The sequence below is a fragment of the Spinactinospora alkalitolerans genome (assembly GCF_013408795.1).
Classification (GTDB): Bacteria; Actinomycetota; Actinomycetes; order Streptosporangiales; family Streptosporangiaceae; genus Spinactinospora; species Spinactinospora alkalitolerans.
The window spans coordinates 6,158,835-6,180,574 of record NZ_JACCCC010000001.1; the positions used below are offsets into that span (position 1 = coordinate 6,158,835).

Annotated in this window: 21 protein-coding genes and 1 pseudogene; 9 read left to right on the top strand and 13 right to left on the bottom strand. The window is 65.4% G+C overall.

Going from position 1 to position 21,740, the window contains the following annotated elements:
• Positions 1–5: 5 nt before the first annotated feature.
• Positions 6–521: an IS630 family transposase gene (locus HDA32_RS27515; RefSeq protein WP_179643860.1), complete on the bottom strand. Its 516-nt coding sequence runs from the start codon at positions 519–521 to the stop codon at positions 6–8.
• A gap of 77 nt (positions 522–598) precedes the next feature.
• On the opposite strand from HDA32_RS27515, the gene HDA32_RS27520 reads away from it, so the two are divergent.
• The 6 genes from HDA32_RS27520 to HDA32_RS27545 all read left to right on the top strand — a co-directional run bounded on the left by HDA32_RS27520 (position 599) and on the right by HDA32_RS27545 (position 5,816).
• Positions 599–1,558 (top strand): cytidine deaminase, encoded by a 960-nt coding sequence (locus tag HDA32_RS27520; RefSeq protein ID WP_179645915.1) that lies wholly within the window; start codon positions 599–601, stop codon positions 1,556–1,558.
• Positions 1,559–1,587: 29 nt separating this feature from the next.
• Complete coding sequence (locus HDA32_RS27525) at positions 1,588–2,511, top strand: phosphotransferase (RefSeq protein ID WP_179645916.1); 924 nt, start codon at positions 1,588–1,590, stop codon at positions 2,509–2,511.
• 3 nt (positions 2,512–2,514) lie between these two features.
• Entirely contained in the window at positions 2,515–3,057 is a 543-nt protein-coding gene (locus HDA32_RS27530) for a dCTP deaminase (RefSeq protein ID WP_376766998.1), read from the top strand.
• On the top strand, positions 3,054–3,602 hold the full coding sequence (dcd, locus tag HDA32_RS27535; RefSeq protein ID WP_179645918.1) for a dCTP deaminase: 549 nt from the start codon (positions 3,054–3,056) through the stop codon (positions 3,600–3,602). The genes HDA32_RS27530 and dcd overlap by 4 nt, the downstream gene beginning before the upstream one ends.
• Positions 3,599–4,693 (top strand): hypothetical protein, encoded by a 1,095-nt coding sequence (locus HDA32_RS27540; protein WP_179645919.1) that lies wholly within the window; start codon positions 3,599–3,601, stop codon positions 4,691–4,693. The genes dcd and HDA32_RS27540 overlap by 4 nt, the downstream gene beginning before the upstream one ends.
• 130 nt (positions 4,694–4,823) lie before the next feature.
• Positions 4,824–5,816 (top strand): NUDIX hydrolase, encoded by a 993-nt coding sequence (locus HDA32_RS27545; RefSeq protein WP_179645920.1) that lies wholly within the window; start codon positions 4,824–4,826, stop codon positions 5,814–5,816.
• 696 nt (positions 5,817–6,512) lie between these two features.
• On the opposite strand, the gene HDA32_RS27550 is transcribed toward HDA32_RS27545, so the two are convergent.
• On the bottom strand, positions 6,513–7,133 hold the full coding sequence (locus HDA32_RS27550; protein ID WP_312863353.1) for a tyrosine-type recombinase/integrase: 621 nt from the start codon (positions 7,131–7,133) through the stop codon (positions 6,513–6,515).
• Positions 7,134–8,302: 1,169 nt separating this feature from the next.
• On the opposite strand from HDA32_RS27550, the gene HDA32_RS27555 reads away from it, so the two are divergent.
• Both HDA32_RS27555 and HDA32_RS27560 read left to right on the top strand, forming a co-directional pair.
• Positions 8,303–9,163 (top strand): helix-turn-helix domain-containing protein, encoded by an 861-nt coding sequence (locus tag HDA32_RS27555; RefSeq protein ID WP_179645922.1) that lies wholly within the window; start codon positions 8,303–8,305, stop codon positions 9,161–9,163.
• A gap of 29 nt (positions 9,164–9,192) precedes the next feature.
• On the top strand, positions 9,193–9,378 hold the full coding sequence (locus HDA32_RS27560) for a DUF397 domain-containing protein (RefSeq protein ID WP_179645923.1): 186 nt from the start codon (positions 9,193–9,195) through the stop codon (positions 9,376–9,378).
• A 131-nt stretch (positions 9,379–9,509) separates the two neighbouring features.
• Here HDA32_RS27560 and HDA32_RS32185 read toward each other — a convergent pair whose 3' ends face one another.
• The 4 genes from HDA32_RS32185 to HDA32_RS27575 all read right to left on the bottom strand — a co-directional run bounded on the left by HDA32_RS32185 (position 9,510) and on the right by HDA32_RS27575 (position 12,944).
• On the bottom strand, positions 9,510–9,935 hold the full coding sequence (locus tag HDA32_RS32185; protein ID WP_376766999.1) for a DUF6896 domain-containing protein: 426 nt from the start codon (positions 9,933–9,935) through the stop codon (positions 9,510–9,512).
• A gap of 9 nt (positions 9,936–9,944) precedes the next feature.
• Positions 9,945–11,738 (bottom strand): polymorphic toxin-type HINT domain-containing protein, encoded by a 1,794-nt coding sequence (locus HDA32_RS27565; RefSeq protein WP_179645924.1) that lies wholly within the window; start codon positions 11,736–11,738, stop codon positions 9,945–9,947.
• 137 nt (positions 11,739–11,875) lie between these two features.
• Positions 11,876–12,247, bottom strand: coding sequence for a hypothetical protein (locus HDA32_RS27570; protein WP_179645925.1), 372 nt, complete (start codon positions 12,245–12,247; stop codon positions 11,876–11,878).
• 160 nt (positions 12,248–12,407) lie between these two features.
• Complete coding sequence (locus HDA32_RS27575) at positions 12,408–12,944, bottom strand: NUDIX hydrolase (RefSeq protein WP_179645926.1); 537 nt, start codon at positions 12,942–12,944, stop codon at positions 12,408–12,410.
• Positions 12,945–13,259: 315 nt separating this feature from the next.
• Here HDA32_RS27575 and HDA32_RS27580 point away from each other — a divergent pair.
• Positions 13,260–14,380, top strand: a pseudogene (locus tag HDA32_RS27580) (IS630 family transposase).
• Here the strand turns inward: HDA32_RS27580 and HDA32_RS27585 are convergent.
• From HDA32_RS27585 to HDA32_RS27615, 7 genes are all read right to left on the bottom strand, one after another.
• Positions 14,326–15,453, bottom strand: a complete 1,128-nt coding sequence (locus HDA32_RS27585; protein ID WP_179645927.1) for a zinc-dependent alcohol dehydrogenase — start codon at positions 15,451–15,453, stop codon at positions 14,326–14,328. The pseudogene HDA32_RS27580 and the gene HDA32_RS27585 sit on opposite strands and share 55 nt — an antisense overlap.
• Before the next feature lie 134 nt (positions 15,454–15,587).
• On the bottom strand, positions 15,588–16,043 hold the full coding sequence (locus HDA32_RS27590) for a hypothetical protein (RefSeq protein ID WP_179645928.1): 456 nt from the start codon (positions 16,041–16,043) through the stop codon (positions 15,588–15,590).
• A 16-nt stretch (positions 16,044–16,059) separates the two neighbouring features.
• Positions 16,060–17,004: an amidohydrolase family protein gene (locus HDA32_RS27595; protein ID WP_179645929.1), complete on the bottom strand. Its 945-nt coding sequence runs from the start codon at positions 17,002–17,004 to the stop codon at positions 16,060–16,062.
• Entirely contained in the window at positions 17,001–17,519 is a 519-nt protein-coding gene (locus HDA32_RS27600) for a MaoC family dehydratase (protein WP_312863354.1), read from the bottom strand. The genes HDA32_RS27595 and HDA32_RS27600 overlap by 4 nt, the downstream gene beginning before the upstream one ends.
• 166 nt (positions 17,520–17,685) lie before the next feature.
• A complete protein-coding gene (ald, locus tag HDA32_RS27605) occupies positions 17,686–18,798 on the bottom strand; it encodes an alanine dehydrogenase (RefSeq protein ID WP_179645931.1) in 1,113 nt (370 codons plus the stop codon).
• Between the two features lie 810 nt (positions 18,799–19,608).
• Positions 19,609–20,400, bottom strand: coding sequence for a hypothetical protein (locus HDA32_RS27610; protein WP_179645932.1), 792 nt, complete (start codon positions 20,398–20,400; stop codon positions 19,609–19,611).
• 340 nt (positions 20,401–20,740) lie between these two features.
• On the bottom strand, positions 20,741–21,733 hold the full coding sequence (locus tag HDA32_RS27615) for a zinc-binding dehydrogenase (protein ID WP_218882625.1): 993 nt from the start codon (positions 21,731–21,733) through the stop codon (positions 20,741–20,743).
• Positions 21,734–21,740 lie beyond the last annotated feature (7 nt).

Here is a 21,740-nt window from a genome sequence, read left to right on the forward strand (position 1 = left end):
GTTTTCTACGGCCCCCTTTTAATGCGCGGCCACTCGTGGGCGACCCACCGGGCGATCTCGGACTCATCGCGTTCGGCCGCCACGCGCTGGGGACGCTGCAGGCTCCAGCCCAGCCGCACGGTGAGCAGCCGCCAGACCGAGGCCCGCGCCAGCGCCACGCCGGTAGTGCGCTCCACGACACGCCCTACCCGCTCCAGGGTCCAAAGTTCCGATTCGAATCCGTGGGCCACAGCGCCCTGCTCCAGCACGGCGCGCACCTGTTCTACCTGCGCATCGGCCAGCTTGGGTGGCCGCCCGGTGGCCGGGCGGCGGCGCAGCGCCGCGGTTCCGCCTTGTTCCCATCGGCGCTTCCAGCGCCGCACGCTTTCCGGTGTCACGCCGAGTATCCGGGCGATCTCAGTTTGAGGGCGGCCTTGTTCCAGCAGTTCGGCGGCGCGGACGCGCCGGGCCTCGGCCAGTTGCGGGCGCCTCAGCGCCGGGACGGCTTCTGCGGGGGTGCCGGATCTGGTAGCGAGGGGCATGGCTTCAGGGTCCTACGATCGCCTTCTTCGCGCCCACAGAACTAACGAAAAGCTCAGTAAGGCGAATCCTCACCGAAATGGAGCGCAGAGTCGCGGTGGTAAAGATCGCCGCACCGCTCTACGACGTTCAGGGATATTTCTACGAGCGCGCGAACACGGACCTCCCGGAGGGACAGCAGGACGGTGCCCTGCTGAACTTCTTGGGTTCGCACTTCCGACGGACGGCACCCGACTTCCTTCTGGACGACTTCGCAGACAGGTGCGCCGGCGCCATCCTCGGTGGAGCGGATGCGGTCATCTGTGATGACGCACGGCCGACCGATGCCGCCGGCCTGACGAAGCAGGGCTTCACGGTAGTTCAGGTATCCGCTCCCGACCCGCTTCGTCGACTGCGGAAGTCCAAGCGTGGTGACAGAACCGTCGGAAATGACGAGCATCCCACCGAGGCCGGCCTCGAGTCGATCTCGGTGGACTTCACACTGGAGAACTCCGGAAGCCTCTCCGGACTAGAGGCGCAGGTGACCGAAATCGCGAAGACGCTGATCACCGGCCCCGGCCCGGCCGACGGCGTTATCGGCGGCGATCAGCGCGATGGAAACTACGCCGTCGAATCACTCATCCGCCATGCAGGCGCGATGATATCTCGACGCTATGCGGAGAATCGGCATCAGATCGGCGCGGTGATCCTCGCCGGCGATGGACGCGTCTTCACCGGCCTGCATGTAGAGGCAATGGTGGGTAGGGCCTCGGTCTGCGCCGAGGCGGTGGCCCTCGGCAAAGCCCGCGAGGCCGGTGTGACGGACCTGCGGATCGTGCTGGCCGTCCGCCATCCGAAGCCGTCGGAGGCACAGCGCGAGCCCCGGTTGGTGCCGCCCTGCGGTCTGTGTCGCGAACTGCTCCTGGACTACGGGCCGGACATCCACGCCGTAATCAGTATGCAGGGAGAACTGAATTTGGTCCCGCTCTCTCAGATGCTGCCCCACAAGTATGTTGGGACGAAGTGGAAGGCAACCGATCCGGACCATATCGGAAAGTAACCGACGCGCGTTCTTTTTAATGAGTAGGCATGTTCCGTTCATTCCTTATTTCGGAGTTCCCTGGCGCAGAGATTCGGGAGCTCAGCGGATCCAATAACCTTGTTTACCTGGTGAGGTCCGCCAAAGAGACGATCATCGCAAAGCACGTGACCGACACCGACATTCCACTCTCGTACTTGGCCGAGGCCAACGCCCGGCTGGCGGAACTGATTCCTGTCCAAAAGATCCTCCAGGTCTATGAGAAGGATCGCGGGGACCCGTTCGACGCCGTCTTCGCGGAGTACGTCGAAGGACATGATCTGGCAGCGGCCCTGGCGGGAGACGCGGTCGCGCCGCCGGCTGACGACCTCGTCAGCCATCTGTGCAGGTTCGTATTGGCCTGCCGGAGCCTGCCGAGAATGCATGACGGTTTCGGCATGTATAAGCGCGGTGCGCCGACCAAGGAAACACATCGAGAGTTCGTGGAGTACTACGGGAATCGGTACTGGAGCCGCGCAAGGCCGTTCTACGACGGGACTCGGATCGCCACGGCCGTCGATGAATGGCTGGCCAGCGGCTTCGCATCCGCGGCGAGCCGCTGCCCGGCACCGTTCAGTGTCGTCCCCATCGACGCGAACCTGAAGAACTTCGTCGTTGCACCGGATGGCCGCATCGTGGTTCTCAACGTCCCGATCGCCGCGGTCTCCACCCCGGCGCACGCGGTCGCGGCCATCAGCGCGCACTTGCGGAACCGGAAGGTGCGCCATCAGTTTCTCGATGCGGCCGCGGAAGGCATCTGCACGGAAGATCTTGAAATGGTCCCACATTTCGAGCTGTGGCAGCTGCTCGGCATCCTCTCATTCTACGCGGTACGCGAGCCGGACCGGCAAAGGGAATGGCAGAATTGGGGCTCGCCGGTCCCTCTCGACGAGGATTTCAGGAGTCTGGTCGAGACCCGGGTCATAAGCGGGTAAGCAGTGATATTAACCGGAAATGCCATTACCGAAGCCGTGGACCGTGGCGACATCGTCATCGACCCGTTCCTCTCGTCACACGTCAATCCGAACAGTTACAACTACCGCCTGGGACCGGACATCCATTGCGTTCAGGCGAGTGGCGATCCACACTCCGGAGTGCTCCAGAGCCGACTGGAGCCGGTCGGAGGCCGCTGTCTCCTGCGCAAGGGCCAGCTCTATCTGGGCCACACGCTGGAACGGATCGGCAGTAATCGGTATGTAACCTCGCTGATCGGCAGGAGCTCGATCGGCAGGCTAGGGCTTTTCGTCCAGCTCTCGGCCGATTTGGGTCATTGCGGTGCGGTGCACCGCTGGACCCTGGAACTTCTGCCCACGATCGATATCTACGTCTATCCGGGACAGATCATCGGGCAGGTCTCGTTCTGGTCTGCCATGGGCGACGTCCTTGCTTATCAAGGGTGGTACGGGAGGCACGACCGCCCCATGCCTTCCAAGCTGCACACAAGTATTGAGGGTCACGCAGAGATTCGAGAACCAGGATGATCCTCAGCGGACATGAAATCAGGCGCCAAGTCGAAGCCGACGCTATCACGGTAAGCCCATTCGATTCCGATCACATCAACCCCAACAGCATCGACCTCACACTCGATGACACGATTCTCCGGTACTGCGATCCGGTCATCGATCCCCGGGTGGAACCGGAAGTCGTCAAGCTCACGGTCCCGGAAGACGGGCTCCTCCTGGAGCCGATGGGTTTCTGTCTCGGGTCTTCCCGGGAGATAGTCGGAAGCACCGAGTTCGTACCGATGGTGCACGCCAAGTCGAGCACAGCGAGGGCCGGGCTCTTCGTGCACGTCACCGCGGATCTAATCGACATCGGTTCGATCGGCACCATAACCTTTCAGCTCTTCTCCACGCTCCCGCTGCGGGTCTACCCCGGCATGCGGATCGCGCAGGTGACGTTCTGGAAACCCATGGGCGAGATCACGCTCTATTCGGGAAAATACCAGGGTTCGGCGGGGCCGATGAAGTCCATGATCTTCCGCGACCGGTACTGGGATAAACTGCACGGAGCCGCTGACAAATGAATGATGGAATCCGCATGAAGCTGTCGGTTGGTTCCGCCGAGGTCGAGGTCTCCGCTACGAGAGACACCGTTTCGGAACTCGCTGTGTTGGCGCATCCCTTCATTGAGGTGGCTCCGCTCGACAATGCCGGAGCGGGGCGTCCCGCAGTGATCGTGCGCGAGACCGCTCCGAAGGAGCCAGGCTGGCGCCGCCTGGCCCTGCCGTCCGAGTACGAGCCGGACCGAGTGCTCTGGGTCGATGACGTCGGTCAACGCATCGCAGTGGTCAGCGAACCCTCGCCGTGGCGGACCCAGCAGCTGCTCCGCTCCGTCCGGCACCTGCTGCGCTGGCAGGCGTTCGCGAAGGGGGATCTGTTCCTCCACGGGGGGCTGGTGAAGGTCGGCGGGGTCGGCATCGCGTTTCTGGGCGGCAAGCGCTCGGGAAAGACATCGAGCGTGCTGAGCATGATTCTTCACGGCGGAGCCGATTTCGTCTCGAACGACGATGTCGCGATAACCGATACGGACACCGGTTTGGTCGGATACGGGTCCCCGCGAACGGTCAACGTCCGCACCGACTCCCTTCTCGCGCTGGCGGCCTCCGCTCCGGTCGCCGCCGGCTTCCTCTCCGGATCGAGCCATCCGGCGAACGGATACAGGGGAAGGCATCACACCGTGGATTCCATCCGGTCGGATTCAGGGACGACGCTTCCCGGGTCCATCTGGGTCCGCTGTGCGGAGCTTGCACATGTCACCGGTTGTGGATTGGCCGCCCACAGCCGGATCGACTCCGTTGTGTTCCCGCAGTTCGGCGCCTCACAGGATGCCCCGCGGATCACGCTCATGGACCGTGATTCGGCTATCCGCTCTCTGATGGAGAACGTTGAACGACAGGCGTCGAAGTACGATCCGTTTCTCGCCGACTGGTTCCCGGACACGGACCGATTGCGCAGGGAGCGCCTCATCGAACGGCTCTTGGAGGAGGCGTCGTTCTACCGGCTTTCGCAGAATATGCACCGGTTGGACGAGGCGACCAGCCTGATGCTCGATGCCCTCACAGACAGAGTGGTCGATCGGCGCCCTGGGGATCGCAGTCGTGCCGTTTCGGAGTGAGGGAGCCTCCCATCCGCAGGAAGCCCGCAAAGGAGGGGAAGTGGCCACCGCATCCCGCCCCGACCGATCCACCGGTGATCCTCCGACCTCTGCACCCGGAGGGTGGACCGCCATCGGTGTGGAGGCCTCCGTGCTGATCACCGGCCCGGACGGCCGAGTGCTACTGGTGCGGTCAAGCGACCGCCCAAGGCGGTGGACTCTGCCCGCCGACAGGTTGGTGTCCGGCGAAACGCCGCGTCAGACCGCGATCCGAGGGGTCGGCGACAGGATCGGGCTCATACCGAGACTCGGCGATCTACTCGTCTCCGATTGGACCACCGACCGCGGCGGCCCCCATGCAGGAGCGCTCTACATCTTCGACGGCGGCCGAATCAGCTCTGCCGCCGCTCGCCGGATCGGGGTCCCCGGCCAGAACTCGTCCGCCGCCCTCTTCACCGCCGTCGACGAACTTCCGGCCTATGCGGCCCCGGCCGATGTGCGCCGCATCGATGCCGCACTTCGCGCCCGCGGTGAAGGCCGCACCGCGCATCTGGAGTACGGGCGCACCCCATCGACGCTTGCTGCCATGCGCCGCTTCGGCATCGTGCCAGGGGTGCACAGCGGCGGCGCCGCTTGGAGTTGGCATGAGGAGCCCGTCCCAGACGAATTGCCGATTCGGCACGCCTGGGCGTGGGTGTTCGCCCCCGATGGCAGGGTCGTCGTCTACGTCGACGACAACGGCCTCATCGGGCTTCCCGGCGGCACATTGGAGGACTTCGAACACCGTAACCCCGCAGCGGCATCGGTACGCGAGGTCCGAGAGGAGACTCAGATCGAGATTGCGGATCCGATCTATCTCGGTTATCTCCACGACGACCAGCCCGGTGGCAAAGCGGTCGCACGGGTCCGGATGGCCGCCGCCATCGCCGCCATCGGCCCGGCCGCGCCGGACCCGGCCACCGGCACCGTCCATCGCCGCCTGCTGGTTCCACCGCGGCTCCTGGCCGAACTGTGCGGTTGGGGACGCGGTGCCGATCGACAGACCAAGGCCGCGATCGGTACGGCCCGAGCCCTGGGCATCACCGAACCGGATCCTGCGGCACCGGTCGCTGAGATCCCCACTGACGGCACGGGAATCCTCTAGTATCTCCCCGGCCGACTTCTCACGTTCGGCCTTACGTTCGGGGAATGGGAGGTCCCCACAGCGGGGTGCCGTCGGGTGCGGCGATTGCCCTGGACTTGAACCAGCCGGCGCGAGGACGAAGGTGACAATAGCGCTCGGGGTTCAGGAGTCCACGCGGCCTTCCGCATGCACCCCTCAAGGACACGACTGTAGAAGCGGGCATCGACAGGATGCCTACTCATCGAGCCTTGGCTACCGCGTTCGCGAGGCAGGGTGGGAGTTCCAGGCGTGGAACCGCAGCGCCGCCGGCGCTGCGCGCACCGCGACGGCCGCCCCATGCGCGAACCCGATCGTCAAGCATCGGTCAGGATATTCAGCCACACACTCCAGCACCTTCTGATCGAGTCATTCAGCCATCGAGTACCTGGATCTATGAGCGGAACCGGTTGATACGTCTGATGGGAGCCCCTCGGGAGCCCTGGAGTTCTGGGCACCATACGCCACCGTCTGGACACCGCAGCACACTTCGGCATCCCTGACCAGCGAGAACACCAGATTTATCGACGGCCCTCGACACAATCAAGTACCGCCTAAAACGGAACATCTCGGACTACGGATCAGAAGGTTGGGGGTTCGAATCCTCCCGAGCGCGCCCAGGTCAAAGGCCGGTTCCGTCTTCGGAACCGGCCTTTGTGCTGACACCCTTGCTAACACGCGCTATCCGGCGTCGCCGACGATGTCGGCGAAGGTGCCGGCAACGGCGGCCACCTGCTCGTCGACCACGTGCGCGTAGGCCCGCAGCGTGATCGAGGGATCCCCGTGCCCGAGCCGCGCGGCGACCACGTGAGTCGGGACGCCGGCCAGCAGCAGCGTCGCCGCGTGGACGTGCCGCAGACCGTGCGGCCGGGCGCACGCCGGCGGCTCGGCCGGTTCGTTGTGGCGCCGGATGAGCGTGGACATCAGCGACGACACCCCTTCGGGACACACCGGATCGCCCCACCCGGTCGTGAAGATGTAGTCGCCGGCCCCCCGCCACTCCTCCCCCGCCGCCGAACGGTCGGCCTCCTGGGCCCCGTGGTGCGCCTTGAGGACCGCCGCCGTGCCCGCATCGATGCGCGCCCGGCTTCCCAAGGTGCGAGTGAGGCGGCGGGCGAGACAGGTCCCGTTCGTCTCGGCCGCGGGCAGGAGGCCTTCGCACAGGATGTGGTGCGCGGCGTTGACGGCGATGGCCGGAGCGAAGGGATGCGGCGCTTCCGGGCCCTGCCGGGCTTCGCGCCGGGCACGTCCGGCCAGCTCTTCGGTGGCGAGCAGCAGCCCGAAGCCGCCGTAGCCCGCCACGCTCGGCCGGGACCAGGACGGGCCGCACGCCGAGGGCGCCGCCGCCGGTGAAGACCTCGGGTCCGGCGTGGCTGATCTGGACGTGCACGACCACGCCGAACGTCTGGTCACCGGCACGCGCGGCCGTGCTCGGCGACCTCGCGCAGGCATCCCTGGGCGTGGTCACTCGAGGGGACCTCGACGGTGTGCTCCCATCCCAGCAGGGGCCGCAGGTCCTCCGCGAGCCGCTGTCGGGGCAGGGAGGTCCAGCCTTCGGGAAGGGTCGGCAGCCTCGGGGCGCGGCTGAGGCCGGGCAGGCAGTCCCCAGCCGTACCCCAGGACGGCCCGGTCGTCCGCGGCGGTGGCGTCCAGCAGCCGCCGTCCGTCCGGAGCGTGGACGTAGGGCCCGTCGCCGGCGAGCGCACGGGAGGCCGTGGTGGCGGTGCCGACCCGAGAGGGGAGGGAGACCGGCGGCAGTTCCCTTGGGGGGAAGGGACGCTGCATGCCTCCACCACGGCGGCTTGAGCGGCGGCCGCAGCCGCCTGACATGAGTAGGGATCGGGGTGTTCCCGGTGGGAGAAGACTGCGCGCCCGTAGGGCCTCGACCATCGGGAATGTCTCTCCGGAGGGCAGCACGAACCACACCGGCTTGCCCGTACCGAGCGGGGACGTCCCGCACAGCCCGCCGGAGAGCGCCGTGACCGCGGGCAGCCCGCGCCCGCCTTCCTGCTCGGGGCCGATGCCGCCTACGGGGACCGGCGAGGGCAGCAGCAGACGCCCCGGCCGCGCGTCGCAGACCTCCACGATCACGCACCCCGCACCCCAGCACGCTGGGCCGCGCCACCAGGCTGATCGGCGCCCTGCCGTAGCGCACCGCATTGGTCACCAGCTCACTGGCCATCAGCTCGGCGTCACCGGCCAGACCACGCGGCACACTCAACTCGTCCAGCCGGGCTTTCAGGCGCCGGCGCGCATCAGCGACGTCTTCCTCATCGCGCGTTTCCCAACGCGCCAGCACATTGGCATCCATAACCCCTCCCAAGAGGCGAGCAACACTCGGTGATGGAGTGATCACTGCGTTCGCCCACCACAGGATGCACGCACTCTTTACTGAGCGTAATCTTTACGCTCAGTAAATATGGCAAGCTGAGTGTGCCCGCCTCGGGCGCACAACATCCGGGAGGTACTCATTGATCGGGGACGAGCCGTCACTACGGCAGCGCTGGCTGGGGAACCGACTGGCCGAACTGCGCCATGACACCGGCTTCTCGCTGCAGGAGGCCTCACGCCGCGCGGAGCGCTCCACCGCGTCCTTGAGCCGGATCGAGAACGGCCTGGTGGCGCTTCCGCCCCGGGACGTGCGCCCGCTGCTGGAGGCCTACAACGTGACCGACACCGACCTGCGCGAGACCCTGATCGCGGTGGCCGGGGAAGTCCAGGCCGAGCGACGCGGCTGGTGGGTCGAGCACGATGACGGGCTCTCCCCCTCCTACCTCGACCTGGTGCGCCTGGAGGCCACCGCCACTCGCATCAGCACGTTCGAGGTCGGCGTGCTCCCGGGGCTGCTGCAGCACGAGGGGTACGCCCGGGCCGCTGTCCAGGCCACCAGCGGCACCGCTCTCAGCGACAGCGAGCTGGACCAGTTCGTCTCCGTACGCAAGCAGCGCCAGCAGATCCTCGTTCGGGATGAAGACCCTGTCGCCTTCCACGCCGTGGTGCATGAGGCCCTGCTGCACCAGCGGCTCGGCGGCTCGGACGTTTTCACCGCCCAGCTCGAACATCTGCTGGAGTGCACCAAGCGGCCCAACATCACGGTGCAGGTCCTGCCCCTGGCGACCAGCGCCCATCCGGCGTTGGTCGGAGCCTTCACCGTGCTCGGCATGAGCCGACTCGAATTCGTGCACGTCGAGCTCATGACCAGTGACGTCTACATCGAGGACACCGTCGGCGTCCAGCGCTACCAGGACGCGTTCACCGCCCTGAGCGATCTGGCACTGTCCCCGGATGAATCGGCCCGGCTGATCGTTGACAAAATCGACATAGCGACGTGAAGAGACCCAGACAGGGCAAGGTGAACACGATGACGGACATCCGCTGGCGGAAGAGCAGCTACAGCACCGCACAGAGCAACTGCGTAGAAGTCGCCGAGCTGCCCTCGGGCCGGTACGGGATCCGCGACTCTAAGACTCTTTCCGCCCCGGCGCTCTTCGTCCCCGCCCCGGAGTGGTCCGCGTTCATCAAGGCAGTTGAAGCCATCGGGCTCTGAGTATTCCGCTGGCCGAGTGGCGATCAGCTTCACTCGAACAGTTGAACGTAAGCCGGTCTACCAGTAGGGCCACATCATCAAGGAAATGCACGCATTCCTGATAGAGGTCCCACTCGCCCGCATGGCCCTCTTTACTCCTCAGGCGGGGAACCTGAAACCAGGGAGAACCAAGCAGATCGGGGCTCGAAGATTTCCCCCATACCCACCATAGCTTTACATGCGCGATAGACAGACTCTCGCCCACCGAAATAGTCGGGGTCTACACTTATAATATAGTTAAGCACTCTCCATGAATCGAATATTGGTCTCCCGTCAGAAAGGAAGTCGACGTCCACCTCACGCCCGTCAGCATGAGAAAACCGGCACCCAGCACCATGGACTACATAGTGGACACCGCTCCTCGTCACCCCTTCCTTAGGGAGTATTTTTCTGCGCGCTAGCCTGTGGACATCAGACAAGGATGCCACTAGAAGCAAATCATTCTTCACAGTGGACTCCATGTACGCCAAGAGCTTGCCGAAGCCCCTAACGTACTCGCAATCGCCCGAGCTACTCACATGGCCATCCTAGCGAATCTTATCCCCCGGGGCATTTGCATATGCATCAATGACATCGTCTGGCCCGTCGTACCCAAAGCTCGCCAACTCTTCTTCCGATATTTGCTGGTACGGAACCCTGTCCAAGCCGGCGTGCTTTGCTGCTGCAACTCGATGGTGACCGTCGATTATGTAATTCTGGCCATTGATTCCGAATACCCTCACGGGAGGACCGTTCCATCCGTTAACTCGCATGTCCTCCGCCAGCCTTCCAACCCTCCTGCTTCCAGAGTTACCTCGGATTGCCTCTGTGCGGCTCAGTTCGAACGGATCTGCATTTCCACACAACCCATCGTTGTGTACGAGGAGGTCTGTTTTGCCGACCGCGACGTGGTAGGTGTGCAGGTCGGCGATGGTGAGGTTGTGGACCTGCTGGTTGTGGGCGGTCCAGGTTTGGGTTGCCTGGATCTGTACCCAGGTGCCGGCGCTGGTTTGCAGCCAGGTGCCGGGCTGGAGGTCGGCGGCCTCGATCCAGGCGCGGTATTGCGGGGCCCAGAAGGGGTGGGCATCAGTGGCGGTGACGGTGTCGATGCCACCGGAGGAATCGGTGATGGTGAGTTGGACGAGGGTCTTCTCGCCGTTGCTGCTGATCAGGCGGGTGACCTGGCGGGGGCCGGTCTGGCCGGTGTCGGGGTCGGCGGCCAGCACCTCCTCACCCACCGCGATGTCTTCGATCGGTGTGGTGCTGCCGTCGGCGAGCAGGACCGGGGTGCCGGGAACGAAGCTGTTGGTGCGGCAATTGGGCGCGCCGGAGTCGCGGTCGCCGTCGCTGCCGTCGTTGTTGTCGTCTGGCCGGTTGGCGGGGGCCTCGCCGCCGGCCCGGGTGGTGCCCTCGCCTCCGCTGTCTTGGGGCCGGTCGGGAGCGCGCGGGGTGTCGGGGGTGTCGGGGAGGCCTTTGAGGATTTTGCCGAGTTTGCCTCCGGTGCCCAGGCCGGGCACGAGCATGCTGCCGAGGTTGTAGCCGCCGCGCGCGATCGCGGCGTCCCATTCGCCGTCTCGGGCGTAGTCCACGACGTCCTCATCGGCGATCATGCGGGTGTTGCCGCCGAGGCTGAAGGGGGAGTCCCACAGCGCGAACTTTCCGGCGTCCAGGGCCAGCCCGCCCAGCGCGCCGGCCCGGTCGCCTTCGTGCCAGCGCTGGGCGAAGGCCTGGACGTCTTCTTCGGCGTTGGTCTTGATGGTGTCGTGGACGCCGCCGACCGCCCCGGTGACGGTCTCCCAGGGGTTCAGGGCGCTGTCGACGGTGTCGGCCACGTCGCGCTTGATCCCGCCCCAGATCCCCTCGCCAAGGATGTCGCCGGCGTGGTCGAGGAACCCCTCATCCTCTTCCTGGGGCTCTTGGCCGGCCGGGGCAGACTCGGGCGGGTCGTCGTTGCCGGCGGGCTCTACCTCAGGGGCCCCTTCGGCGACGTCCCCGCCTTCTTGGCCTCCCTCATGGCCGCCCTGGCTGTCCTGGCCGGAGGAGTCTTCACCGGAAGGCGCCTCCTGGCCAGGGTCGACACCGCCCGGGGGCGAGGAGGCGCCGGGATCGGACGGACCGCCCGGGTCCGCGGAGTTCCCAGTGCTGCCGGGGCCGTCGGCGGTCTCGATACCGGAACCACCTGGAGCGAACACCGAAGCCACCGCGCTCTCGATCCCGCTGCGGATCATCTGCGGCAGACCGGAGCCCAACAGCATCGAGGCGATACCGGCTACCAGTAGAACGACTGCGGTGTATTCGACAAAGGACGCGCCACGCTCGGGATCGTGGATTCTTCGCAGCAAAGACGTTCACCGGTTTGTCAGGGGGCAAAGACGACAAGCCGGTCAAGTGTAACGAAGCGGCCACACACGGCGACAGGACTTATCGGCCCGTAGCCACGCGCTTTGGCGCTCTGATTGGACGCGTCGATCGAATCCTGCTATTGCGCGGCGCGCTCACGGAAGAATCGCCGCGAGGGCGCCCGCAGCAGGAACACCAAGGTCAGGATCGGGATCAGCATCTGCGTGATCCCCTGGACGCCTTCGCTGAGGTTGCCCACTGCCAGGAACAGGTTCAGCGCCTGCAGCACCGCGATTGACCAGAACAGGACAGGCCCGCCCCGCGGCAGCCGCAGCCCGAAGATCAGCGACAGCACCCCGGGAAACACCGCCCACAGCAGCGCACCGACCACCGCATCGGTGACGGCTTCGACCAGCACCAGCGCCGCCACCACCCCCACCGCCGACAGCCCTGCCAGCACGAACAGCAGGATCCGCACGACCTTCAGATCAGTGGGCAGTTGGCGTTTCACAGAAGAGACCTCCACGGCAGCTCAAAAGGCGCCCGCAAACGTAGCGAAGAGAGTGCAAGCCGTCACCAAAGACACCTTAAGCGGAGGAAAGCACCGCAGCGGCAAAGACGGGGGCGTTCGCGCAGCGCTCAGCCTGAGCCGATGCGAGACCGCGGGTAACTCACTCCCGATCGATTCGGATCGCCATGAGATAGAGGAGCGCGTTCATGGTGGTGCCCGAGACAAGCTCGCGTTCGGCGATCAGTTCCGGCACGCGGGCGAGCGGAACCCAGTCGATGCGCTCGGCCTCCCAGTCCTCCTCCGGTTCTCCGACGTGCTCGGCGGTCTCGGCGAGGAAGATGTGGTGTTCGGAGTCCGATATCCCGCTGGAGGGCTGGACGTAGACGAGGGGGCGCAGGCCGCCGGGCCGCCATCCGGTCTCCTCCTCGACCTCACGGACCGCCGCGGCTTCCGGAGCCTCGCCGTCCTTGATGCCGCCGATGGGGATCTCATAACCCCAGGAGTCGGTGATGAAGCGGTGCCGCCACAGCAGCAGCACCTCGTGCTCGTCGTTGATCACGACCGCGCCGGCACCCGGCGCCGAACGGATCACCCGATGGGCCAGGTGGCGTCCTCCGGTGACCTCCACGTCGGCGAGCCGGATGTCCAGCCACCGGTTCCGGTACAGCGGCTCCTCCGAGTGGACGGTCCAACGCATGCGACGGCTCCTCGGGCCCGACTCCTGGTCCACGCCCAGACAACCACGGAGAGAGGGCGAGTTCCGCATCGACCTCGTCGGAGAACCCCCGTACCTCCGGTTCACCGCTGCGCATGAGCGCCGACCGCACCGACCGGACACGGTCGTGCAGGCGGCCGGATTCCACTCCCCCTGGCCCGGAGCAGCATCTGCCTCGCGGGTTCGAGCGCTTCGGCCGCGTCTCCCCGCTAGGCCCGCACGATGGCCAGGCCGGCGTAGCGGTGCACCTAGTGTTCTGAGTCATTAAATCGGTGAAGAACTGGTTGCGATGTTCTCATGGCGGAACGCGGTAGGCCCAAGAGGCCCCTGGTGGTCAGTGCTGAGGACCGGCGTGTGCTGGAGCAGATCGCGCGCAGACACACATCGGCGCAGGTGATGGCGCAGCGCGCGCGGATCATTCTGCGCTGCGCCGAAGGCGGCTCCGACGGCGAGGTCGCCGAGGAACTGGGTGTGTGGCCGCAGGCGGTGGGCAGGTGGCGCAACCGCTACATCGACGGCGGGCTGGAGGCGCTCTCCGCCAAGGACCGGCCCGGCCAGCCGCGCAAGATCAGCGATGAAAAGGGCGAAGAAGTCATCAGGACGACCTTGGCAGAGCCCCCTCCTGACGGGAGAGCGCACTGGTCCACGCGCGTGATGGCCAAAAAGGCAGGGCTGAACCAGACCGCGGTGTCGCGGATCTGGCGGGCCTTCGGTTTGAAGCCGCATCTGGTCGATGAATGGAAACCCTCCACCGACCCGTTCTTCATCGAGAAGGTCCGCGACGTCACCGGCCTCTACCTCAACCCGCCGGAGGCGGCCCTGGTTCTGTGCGTGGACGAGAAACCCCGGATCCAGGCGCTGAACCGCTCGGCCCCGGTGCTGCCGATGATGCCGGCGGTGCCCCAGCGCCAGACCCATGACTACATCCGCGCAGGCACCACCCCCTGTTCGCCGCCCTGGATGCGGCCTCGGGCACGGTGATCTCCGCCCAGCACCGCCGCCACCGCGCCGTGGAGTTCCGCAGGTTCCTCAACCAGATCGACCGGGAAACCCCCGCCGGGCTGGACATCCATCTCATCGTCGACAACTACGGCACGCACAAGGCGCCGATCATCAAGGACTGGCTGCCGGCCCATCCCCGCTTCCACCTGCATTCCATCCCGACCTATTCCAGTTGGCTGAACCTGGTGGAGCGGTTCTTCGCCGAGATCACCCGCCGGATGATCCGGCGGGGCACCTGCACCTCGGTCAAGGAACTGGAACTGGCGTTGCAGGCATGGATCGAGGACTGGAACGAGAACCCGCGCCCGTTTACATGGACCAAGAGCGCCGAGGAGATCTTCGCGACCATCACCGCATATCTTCACCGAATCAACGACTCAGAACACTGGTCCATATCTGAGGTCAGCGTGATGTGAACGGCGTCTGTGCCGTCGGTGATCTCCCGGCCCAGCGTCCGGACCGCGTTGGTGACGTCTCGCAGGGCGAAGACGTGGGTACACAGCGGGGCGAGTGTCTCGGCGCTCTCGCGGATCATACCGATCGCCAGCTCGGTGGACTGGTAGCCTCCGCTGACGACGCCCCTCAGCTCGATCTCACGGAGGACGACCTGGTCGATAGGCACATCGTTGAGCTTGTTCCCGCTCTTCAGGCCGGCGAGAACGAGTCGGCCGCCGCGCCGGAGCATGTCAATGCCTTGCAGGATGGGCGTCATCGCCCCCGCCGATACGTCGAGGACGATGTCGGCCATGCCACCGTCGGTCACTTCGGTGACTCGTGTGACGGGATCTTCCTCGTCGATGTTGATGGTCGTGGTTGCGCCGAGGTTGCGAGCCAGATCGAGTCTGGAGCCGTCGGTGGTGGTACCGGTGACGATGATGGTCTTTGCACCGGCCTTCTTGGCCGCGGCTGCGGCAAGTAGACCTCGCTGGCCGGGGCCCGCGATCACGACGGTCGACCCGAGGCCAACGCCTCCGACTTCGTAGATCCAGCGGATGGCGTTGGACAGTGGGTTGATCAAGGTCGTGACGTTGGTCGGGATGTCCTCGGGCAGCTTGTGGATGAGTGCCCGGGGGTGGAGGTAGACGTGGGTGGCGTAACCACCCCACAGCGACGGAGCTGTGCCGGTGCCTCGGTACATGCCGTACCCCAGGCCCGACTGGCAGCGCGTGAAGGCCCCCTCGATGCAGCCTTCACAGACGCCGCACGGGATGATCGGCTCAACGGTGACCCGGTCGCCGACGTCGACGCCCCAGCGCTTCACCGCTGCGGCCCCGATACGTGTGATTCGCCCGATGATCTCGTGGCCAGGGATAATCGGCATCCCATCGCCGAAACTCAGCCCGCCGAGGTACTGCTCATAATCAGTGCCGCAGAGACCGCTGGCCTCGACCTCCATGACGGCGTCGTCGTCGCTTACCTCGGGAATCGGGAACTCACGGAACTGGAGGTTACGGGCGCTTTCGAGAACCGCAGCAACTGCTGTGGCCATGGTCGTCTCACTTTCGTGTTGGTCAGGGCCTGGCTCACGGAGGAGCGACCTGCGGGCTCCTTCCTCGGATGCGTAACAGCGCCCGCAGTGGCGCTCGTGGAGCCGTCCTTACTGCGGGCGCAGGGAGGATGTGGTCAGACAGGCGTCACGACGATGTTGTAGAGGTCATCGAACTCGTAGGTGTAGAGCGCCCGTGGGACCTTGCACATGCCTCGGAACTTCAGCAACAGCTCGGCGGTCCTGGTGGCAGTCCCGGCTGGTACGAAGAGGTAGAAGATCGGGCACTCGTCCATGTCCAGCTTCCAGACCCGGTCGAGGGTTACCTCGTTGATGGTGTCCTCGGTCTCCACCTCGACGATCAACCGGGGTGAGTTGTCCTTGGCCGTGTCCACCAGCACGATGTCGGGCCACAGCGTGCCCTCCCACCGATGGTGGACGGGCATCCGCTTCTCGCCCACGTTGGTGTAGGTGCCCCACGTCGGGTTGATGAGCCCGGGATAGACCTCTCCGTTGGCGAAGGAGAACATGGTCCGCGCGATCTGCGCGACAGCAGAGTCGTGAAGATTCGTCGTCGGTACAACAATGCTCATTGGAAATCTGGACCTTTCACAGTGGGAGAACGCGCCGGGCGTTCTCGCCGAGGATCGCTGCCTTTTCGTCGTCGGTGAGGAGGGAGCGCTTCACACCCTGCAGGCCGAGAATGGCCCGGTGGCTGTGCCAGTCAGACGCCCAAAGGCACCGGTCGACGCCGACTTGCCGCACGGACTCGATACCGACCTCGTCGAATCCCTCCTCGAAACCGCAGGAGAGGTCGAAGTAAACGTTCTCGAAATCCCGCGCCATCTGCACACGCTGGTCATGCATCTCGGTGCCGTAGCCGGTGAGAGGCTGAAGGTAGCCCAGATGGGCCATGACGACCTTGAGCTTCGGATGCCGCTCGAGCACAGGGCGCCACTGAACCGGGAACGCATAGTCATCGTGCTCGGCCTCACCGACGTGGCCGTCGAGACCGCCGCTGTGAGCGAGGATCACCAGGTCCAATTCCTCGATCTTGGCGAACGCGCGCTCGAGTGCGGGGTCGGAGGGATAGTACTGGCCCCAGGTCGAGATGATCTTCACGCCGCGGGCACCAGCGGCGTGATACTTCACGACCTGGTCCTCAACCCAGTCGGCACCGAAGTAGGGGTCGATGCCACCTATGAGCGCTGCGAACTTCTTGGGGTTCGCGGCGGCGACCTGACACAACCAGGCGTTCTTGCGGTCGCACCGCTCGCGTTGCTGCTCCAGCATGCGCTTCTCGAGAGCAGCTCTGTCCTCTTCGGAGAGGTCCTGGGGAGCGCGGGCACGCATTGCCTGCCCCATCGCCTCGGTTGGCCACGCGTTGATGATCCACGACGAAGCGACGTCGGCTTCAGCCATATAGCGGTTCAGCTGGGCCAGGTCGCCTCCCCTGTCCCATCGGTCCTCGATCGTGCGCGCGTTCCAGCCTTCTTGCGTGGTTCTGCACAGGTGCACGTGGGTGTCAACAACATCCCATTTGCGGTCGCTCATGCTGTTTCCTTCGGTGCGTAGGCGTGGCCCATCTTGGTGAGGATGTCTGCCACTTTCTGGCCGTCCTGGTTGGTCACGTGCGTTGCATATTCAATGAGGCCGAACCGCGATTTCCCTTCGCGGCGCACGGCGACGATCTCGATGTCGAGCGTGTCGCCGGCGTAGACCGGAGCTCGGTAGGTGATCTCGTCGGTGAGGTGCGTCGCGGTCTTCTTGCCGATGACCAGTGCCAGCGGAGCGATACACGCTCCTAGGGTGAGAGCCCCGGGGGCGATCGGGCCGCGGAACCCGTTCTCCGCGGCGATGCGGTGGTCGCGGTGGAGGAGGGCGAGATCCTGGAACAGGCCACACGCGGTGGTGATCATGCTCTCGGTGATCGTAACGGCCGGGGCTATGAATCGCTGGCCGACCTGGACCTCCTCATAATAGCGACCCTCGAGTAGATCAATCGGAGGCGAGACGTCGGCGGCCGAAGCGGCCTCTTGGAGTGAAGACATAACCAACCTTTCAGGCATTAAGGGCGCAGCACAAAGAGAATGTCGAGTGAAATGAATTTAAGCTAAACAGCATTTCTGTGAATTCGTTCTGGCGGTGCACATAACAGCACCAGACGGAGCAACATTCTGTGGGAAGCTGACGGTGCGCGAGTCCAAGAGCGTGCGGCGCTCCGCGTGCTGGCTGTCAGAGGAGTGAGGTGACCTCTACGGAGTCGAGACCGAGGGCGGTGCCCACGGGTGCGTTGGTGAGCAGGCCGTCATGGGTGTTGAGGCCGCGGGCGATCTGGGCATCCGCCCGAAGGGCTTCCTGCCAGCCGTTGTCAGCCAGCGCCACGGTGTAGGGCAGAGTCACCGAGGTCAGTGCATGCGTGGAGGTGTGCGCCACCGCCCCGGGCATATTGGCGACGCAGTAGAACACAGAGCCGTGCACGGTGTAGGTCGGCTCGGCGTGCGTGGTGGCACGAGAATCCTCAAAGCAGCCGCCCTGGTCGATGGAGATGTCAACGAGAACAGAGCCAACCTTCATGCGCTTGACCAGGTCGTTGGAGACGAGCGTTGGAGCCTTACTACCCGGGATCAGCACCGCACCGATGACGAGATCGGCGCTGAGGCACGCCTGCTCGATGGTAAAGGCGTTCGACGCGAGTGTCCGAACGCGACCGTGGTACTCCTTGTCGATCGCCTTGAGGACGTGTGGATCCTTGTCCAGGACGGTGACCTGGGCCCCCATTCCCACCGCGATTCGAGTGGCGTGCTGCCCGGAGACACCACCGCCAATGATGACGACCTCGGCTGGGAGGACACCTGGGACGCCGCCAAGCAGGACACCTCGACCGCCGGCGCTGCGGAGAAGAGTGGCTGCGCCAACCTGCGGAGCGATCCGACCGGCGACCTCGGACATCGGGCTGAGCAGCGGCAAGCCACCTTGATCGGTCTGGACGGTCTCGTAGGCGATCGCCGTGACCTTGCGAGCGAGAAGCTCCTCAGTGAGAGCCTTGTCGGCGGCGAGGTGCAGGTATGTGAACAGTACCTGGCCCTCCCGCATGCGGTCGTACTCCTCGCGAATGGGCTCCTTGACCTTGAGGATCAGCTCAGCAGTGGACCACACGTTCTCAGCGGTGGCGAGCACTTGAGCGCCCGCAGCGGAGTACTCCTCGTCGGAGATGGACGAGCCACTGCCTGCGCCCTTCTCGATGACGACCTCATGACCGTGCGCGACCAACTCGTGCACCCCGGCCGGGGTGACGGCGACTCGGTACTCGTGATTCTTGACTTCCTTCGGAACACCGATCCTCATGACCGACCTTTCTGACGAAGAAATAGTTCGGCGGGTTCTCTCACGGAGGACGCCATGTGGTTCCAAACCGCAGAGGGGCGAATCACATGCCAAGTAGCATATTAACATGTTACTTGGCATGTCAATGGCGAGGCTAGTCGGCAGTGCTGCCCGTAGGCCGGGGTACCAATTGGCCTTCTGGGCGGGCTGAGGACGGGTATGGTCCGCCCGCGCCACTGGGGACGGGCTGACCAGTCGGGGTCCATGAGGTGCGCTGAAGGCGGCTGTCCTAGGTAGCTCCCCGCGCCGATCACGCCCGGGGCCGACATCTGTTCGCATTACGCGGCGGCATGCCCCCAAAGGTCCTGGCGCTACAGATCTTTCGGCGCACACACGGACTGGGGGAGACGACCGGTGCTGCTACGACTGGCCTGGCGGCGGAGTGACCGGCGCAGGCGGCGCTCAGCCAGCGATTCGAATGCGGGCCGGGCGTGCTCCGCAGGCAAACGCCTGCCGTGGACCGACAGCCTGACAAGGCGCGAGTGCGACGTCGATCGATTCCGGATCCGGACTGGTGAATACGCCGATCCAGCGGTGACCGGTGCCGACACGCCTGTTCCATGACCCCTCATGGAACAGGGATTGGCGGCGCACAACCCCCTGGGCAGAGATACCCCGGGCCGACGCAGCGGCGGTCAGCAACGTGACCCGGTGTCGGGGCTGACACATCTGCCATGGATCTCCGACGAACAGCGCAGTGGCTGCTGGCTCCTGGAAGTGGAAGCCCAGCGAGCGGGCGACAACGGGGGCGGGTGCCTGGAGAACGAGTTGTCACAGAGCAGCGGTTCGTGCGGCCTGCGCCGGGATGCCGAGATCGTGGATGTGGTTGGCCAGCGTCTGTTGGGTGATGGGCTGCCCGGCCCGGCGGCTAGGGAAGACCCAGCGGCTGTCGGGGTTTGCGCCCATGGCCAAGCCGGCCCTCTCCTCCTTGGCCTGGAGGAACAGTTCGTCGAACGGTTCGGGGACGGGTGTGGGCGGCTCGCCAAGACGGGTGATGACCTCCCCGGCAATGCCTCGGTGATGTCGTCGAGGGTGGGGCGGACGATCCGGCTGGGCGTAGAGCAACATCAGGCAGGCGGCCATCTGCAACCTGGCCGGATAGCCGCTGTTGAGGACCTTGCGTACGAGTTCGAGCCGACGGCGTTGCGTCAGCACCTGTCCGCGCCTCGTCTGCTGGGCGGGTAGGTGCAGGCGCGGCGCCCGCCCCGTGGCCATCGCCCAGTTCAGAAAAGCCCGCAGGGAGCGGATCTCGCGGGAGAGGTGGGTGGTGTGCCACTCGTCGATATCGGTTTGGGCCAGCTGATCCAGGTCCGTGTTGCGGGCGTTGAGCCAGGTCGGAAACTCGCTGGCGCGCGTGAGCTCCTCACTGGCGAATCTCCGAGCGCTGGGGGTGAGCGGTCGCCGTGTGGCCCGTCGGCGGAGTGTGGGGAGCTGGTGCCCGGTTCCGAGCTGGCGCAGTAGAGGTAGGTGCGGGGAACCGTCGAGCTCGGTCAGGCGGCAGTGAAGCCAGGCCTCGAAGTGCAGCAGCTGCTTGTCGGTGCGCGGCAGGACGCCAAGCTCCATGAGGAGATCGCGCAGGTGGGCGGCCGTCCTCCAGCTCGGCAGGATGTGCAGGGCCTGGTGGGTCAGTTCGATGCGGCCGGTGGCCAGGTCGGAGAGCAGTTCGGGGACCTGGGGTTGAGTAGCCAGTTCAGCCTGATACGCGGGTTCGGTATCGCGCAGAGCCCATCGAAGAGCGCGCGCAGGTCCGGGCTGATGCGACCGGTGCCGTCATCCAGCACGGCGGCGAAGCGGTCAGTGAGACTGCATCGCTCGCAAAGACGCCCGCGCAGCAGCTCCTCACTGGAGGGGTTTGGTCCTCTACAGTGCAGCGGGCCTTCGACAGGCTGCTCAGGAGGCGGAATCAGTCGAGTACGACCACATGCTTGCCTGGCGTATGCCCCGTTTCGATGTCCGTCTGGGCTGAAACGACCTGTTCAAGCCCACGGTGAACGTGAGCGATCGCAGGTCGGATGCGTCCCTGGCTGATGGCCTCGAGTTGATGTGCGAACACGGTCGCGGGAAGATCAGTCGCTTCCCCGGCATAAGCAGTGAGCCACACCCCCGTCGGGATCACGGCGAGCGGGGAGAACTCGTCAAGCGCCCATACCCCGCCGAGCGCGCCGGTGAAGCACGCCGTCCCGCCCCGTCGGACGGCGCGAAGGGTATCGGGCAGGACGTCGAGACCGACCAGTTCCAGTGCCGAGTCGACGCCTTTTGGGTACAGGTTCCGGACCTTGCCGGCGAGGTGACCTGTGTCGATGACGACGTGGTCTGCGCCGTGTTCGCGGAGGAGAGCTTCCCGGTCGGCACTTCGGGTGGTGGCGATCGCGGTTGCTCCAAGGTCGTGTGCAAGGGCGATGGCCGAGAGGCCGACCGTGGATGTCCCTCCGCGAATCAGAACGGTCTGCCCGGGCTGGAGGGCAAGCCCGGTGGTCAGGGACCCGTAGGCGGTCTGGAACATCTCCGGCAGTGCGCCGACGGTGTCCCAGGGCAGGTCGCTGGTGAAGGGAATCACCTGCGCCTCGGGGACGAGCACATATTCGGCGTAGCTGCCGTCGAACGACCGGCCCATCCCGCCCATCATGGTGACCACCGACTGTCCCGGCCGCAGTCCGCTCTCTGACGGTGTGGCGTCGATGACGCCCGCGGCCTCGATGCCGAGAATGCGCGGGTAACTGAAGTCGGGAGATGCTTGGCCTTTGCGGCTGGTGACTTCGGACTCGTTCACCCCGAACGCCTTCACCCGGATCCGCACCCAACCCGACTTCACCTGCGGCGTGGGCACCTCTGTAACCGTCAGAGCCTCGGGGCCCCCGGGGCCGGCGAGACAGATGGCGTGCATCGTGTCTGCCATGGTGGTG